Annotated in this window: 2 protein-coding genes; both read right to left on the bottom strand. The window is 45.7% G+C overall.

Translation table 11 applies throughout. The features are described 5' to 3' along the window. Positions 1–1,595, bottom strand: a 1,595-nt coding sequence (locus QUB35_RS38510; RefSeq protein ID WP_333148282.1) for a hypothetical protein, incomplete at its 3' end; no start/stop codon positions are given. 221 nt (positions 1,596–1,816) lie between these two features. Next, positions 1,817–4,282: hypothetical protein (locus QUB35_RS38505; protein WP_333148280.1), on the bottom strand; the 2,466-nt coding region annotated here is incomplete at its 5' end.

Genomic DNA, 4,282 nt, shown 5'->3' with positions numbered 1-4,282 from the left:
TCTAAAGCTTCTATTCGCTCTTCTAGGGTATCGAGTCGCTTTTCAAGTCGGTTGAGTGCTTCATTTATTTGTACGAGCTGTTCTTCAAAACTCGCCTCTGTGTCAATCTTAATAGAAGCCGTTTTTTCAGAATTATTGTCTCTCACACGACCGGAAATTTTATCAACTTTTCCGTGGACTTTGCTAACAGCTTTAGCTAAGAGCATACCGGGTGTTGAGACAAATTCGGCATCCGGTTCAGGTAAGATGTTGTGTTCCGGTTCTGGCTCCGGTTCAGCTATTGGTAAAGCTTCGGATTCGACCATTGCATCTGCAACTGAATCCGCTTCAACCAAGTTGGTAACCCGCTGCGACAGCGAGTCAGCTCGCTGGCTTTGAGCTTGGAGCCTTTTGACAATACCGGCAACTTGGCGCTCTTTTCCAGCCCCAAGAGCAGCTTCTATAATTTGAGAAGCTGCTTTTTTCCCCATCAGAGTAGCGAGAACCGCAACTTGACCGCTCAGACCGCTGACAGTTGTACCTTCTACCTCACTTCCAGAAATGGCTGTTCTACCACTAACTTGTACAGCAGCATCGAGGATACTATCGATGTTCTGGTCGTTTGATTTTTTGCCTTGAGGTCGCTGTTGGCTAGTTCGGGTTTTTGAAGGTGTGCGTGCTAAGGATTCAGCAACTTCTACCGCTTCATCTGTCTGAAGTTTTCTTTTGGCTTGGGATTTAGCTGATAATTCTTCGTCTTCCAAATCTTCTCGCTCAGAGTTTTGAAGGTGGCTTTTAGTTTGAGGCTTAGCTTTAGGTTGAGGTTCTTTGAATTCAAACTCATCTAACTCACTTAGCTCATCTCTCGGAGAGCGGCTTAAGGCTTTAGATTTAACCAGTGGCTCTTCCGACTCCAACTCCTCTACGTCATCTTTTCGGGGTCTTCTTTTGGTTTGAGAGTTGGGTGATGGCTCGTCGTCATCCGAATTTTCTATTTCATCTTTTTTTGATTTGATATTGGCTTTAGATTTCGATTTGTGCGATGGTTCATCATCTTCTAAGTCATCTAGCAAATCGTCTTTTTTAGACTTGTTGGTCGTTTGAGATTTCGATCGACGCGAGGGTTGCTCATCCTCTAATTCATCTAGTGAATCGTCTTTTTTAGACTTAGTTGCAACTTTAGATTTAGACTTGGGGGAGGGTTGCTCATCATCCAATTCATCTAGTAAATTGTCTTTTTTAGACCTTGTTTTAGTTCGAGGCAAATCGAGTAATGCTTCAATTCCTGTTTTAGTAAATCGGTTGTCGTCCGGCTCTCCCAAGTGTTCCATCATGTACTTTCCTGTGGTAGAGCCGTACTCGGGTCGATCGCTCAAACTGAGGACGAGTCCGTTGTGCTTGACCTCCACGCTAATGCCAGGTTTGCCGTCTGCTTCCGTTAGTTCTTCAATTGCATCGGCAAAATCTTCTACGCTGGTGAGTCCGTTTTCCAGGCAGTAATCTAAAGCTTTCTCGCAGCGATTTCTTAGGTAGTTGAGAATTTTCTTGCCCTCGGCTGTGTTAGGGGTGATGTAGTTTCCCTGGCTTCGGCTTCGGTATGCTGTTTTTGTAGCCATAATCTTTGTGGCGGTGTGAGTGGATATTTCCCATGAAATTCGAGCAGTATGGCTACTGACTTCACTCGGAAGAGCGGTTTTGGGGAGTTAAAGTGACCCCCTCCAATCGGAGGGGGAATCGTCTTATCCCCTGTTTGAAACTCACTAAAAAACTAACTGTTCGGTCAACGAGCTTTCCTGGTGTTCACACTTACCCGCTCTTAGATGTGCGGTAGTTGATATTAAAGTTGTGTATCTGCATCTCTTTTTTGTGAAGATGTAGAAGCTAATTCAGCATCAACCTCTCTGAGATATTTAATAAACTGAGAGCTGTTGTTTTCAGAAAGTTTCTTAATGATTTGACCTGTTTTCAAGTCAGCAGCCAAGACCGGATTATCAGCTTCATCTCTGACTAAACACCTAACATTATTGCGAGATTGGCTAATAAAAGCTGTCCAGTTCCCCACAGGAATTTTAGTTTCTCCAGTTTGGTTATATGCTTCAGAAATCGCATCTTTCAGCAATTGTGAGAGGTGGGTGGGGCTGGCAGCAATCTCTTCGGGTTGAGAGGGCGGTTTGTTTTGGGTAGGAGTTGGCGATACGGATTGCGATCGCTTTTGGGTAGGGGTTGGCGATACAAGCGGTCGCTCTTGACAAGGAGTTGGCGATACGGATAGCGATCGCCCTTGACAAGGAGTTGGCGCGACTTCTGCAAGTTCCTCAACTGATTCAATTAGTTGCACAGAGCTAGGGTTGATGTTTAAGATCAGAGCACTGCCTTTAGGCGAGGGTTCAATAGTGGCCTCAAAGGTACTGCCGATCGGCAATTTAGGTGAATTAGTAGAGAACATGGCTAGTTCTTGTCCGTCAAGGAGGACAATAGGGCTGCCGTCGCGTCTCGAACCGCTACCGCTAACAGAACCCACCTCAAAAGTCAATGTTTTCTGCCTCCATTTGGGACTGCTAAAGTCAACATCTTTTAAGTCATTGTACTTCTGCCCAATCAGCTCAGCTCTGTCAAACTGAAAGGTTTGCAATTGCTGGCAAATTTCATCCGTAAACAAATTGAGAACCAATGCTGCTTTAGGTGTTTGGTTTTGGGACTCAAGCCAAGTATAATCAGCAGGAGCTACAATACGTGAACTGACATCTTTGGTGCGACCAAGACCATCGCGGTAAGTTAAGTCTAAACTGTCGATGTCGTTGACATTTTCGCAAAACTTCTTCTCAAGAATTCCCACCAGTTTGTCGCTGGGTTCAATTAAGGCAAAATTGACCATTGGCAGGCTCGGATGCAAAGTTGCTTCATATTTAATGCCTTTGCTGTCTAACAATTCTTTCCAATGTCCAGCTAAGTCTTTGCCAACTGGCTGTCGCTTCTTATCCCTGACAGTCTTATTGCTGCCGTCCCGTTCAAATTCCTCGAAAGGGACGCTCAGAACGTAAGTGTCTTTTGGCATTGCTTCGTGGAGTCGCTCGTACTCAGGTTCAAGGTTGAATTCAATCAGCAGTTGGCGAGAAAGTTCCTTACAAGCTTTGCGAGGGACTTCTAAGTTGGGATTTGCGGTTTCGACGTGCCACATAGCACTAGCAGCTAAAAACCGTTCTTCAGGGTCAGTCCAAGCTTCAGTTACATCGGCTCTTAAGCTCTCGTATAACTTGCTGACGGCTTCTTTAATTGCCTTAGAATCGCCGCCGCACTCCAAGTGAATTTCACCCATCCTTTCTCGATAGCGTTCCTTAATATCTTGCGCCCACCTGACATAATGTTTCTCCCATTTTTCTCGCTCATCTAAGTCAGAAGGAGACTCAAACAAGTAGCGAAACTCGTCGCGGTGGCGGCTTTTTAGACGAGTCGGTTCCCACTCTGGGTTAACAGCCTCTCTAGCAATGCAATTGATAGCGGTGCCGTCTCCTATAGGTAATGGCACGGTTTTGTAAAGCCTGGGGTCGTCTTTGTAATCAAATAGGTAGCTTGGGTGCTGTTCTGACCACTGCTTAGCGTTGGACAACAAGGTGGGGTGGTGGTCTTCGGTGCGAGTAGCACTTTTGGGACTGTCCACTTCAATTTGCAGGGCATCAAATAGCTTTCCAAGAAGCTGCCGCTTCTGTTGATTGAATAAACTTTCTGGCTGTCCCGGTTCTGCTGCTGACGATTGCACTCTCCCGATTAAGGTAGCCACCCAGCCGATTTTATTTTGGGCGATGGCTACGGCAATTTGCCGTAATTTGGTATACTTGCGATCGCCATCACTATCGGTAGCTTTATTGTAGTCAACTTTCTCTCGCTTCTCAACAGCATCGTACTCATTCTCTTGATTAGCGTGCCTGGTTTCAGAGGCGATATTCGGCATTCGGGAAGCAGGCGTAATTACTAATTGATCGCCATCAAAATCGCATTGGTGATGCTGCATGGCTTGGTCAGAGCGAATGAAAACGCACCCTTTGTACTGCGTTAATTCAGGCTGGATTTTGTTGTCTACTGTGTAGCGGCGGATGTTATCTTTACTGACAATTGGGTATCGGGTAACGATAACTTCTGTGCCGTGCCGCAAGTGGGGGGCAACAATTGTACCGGGTTTGAGGTTTTCACAAGGTTGAGCCATTGCTGAACCGTGATGAATTGCTCCTTTAATTGCTAAGTCTTTCCACTTTTTAGCCAGTTGTTCTTGCATGAAATCGACGACTTTGGGAAAGTCGAGGAGTTG

Origin of the sequence: Microcoleus sp. B13-B6, assembly GCF_036705405.1 — a bacterium.
GTDB lineage: Bacteria > Cyanobacteriota > Cyanobacteriia > Cyanobacteriales > Microcoleaceae > Microcoleus.
The sequence above is the reverse complement of the archived record's forward strand: the minus strand, read 5'-3'. Positions and strand labels throughout refer to the sequence as shown.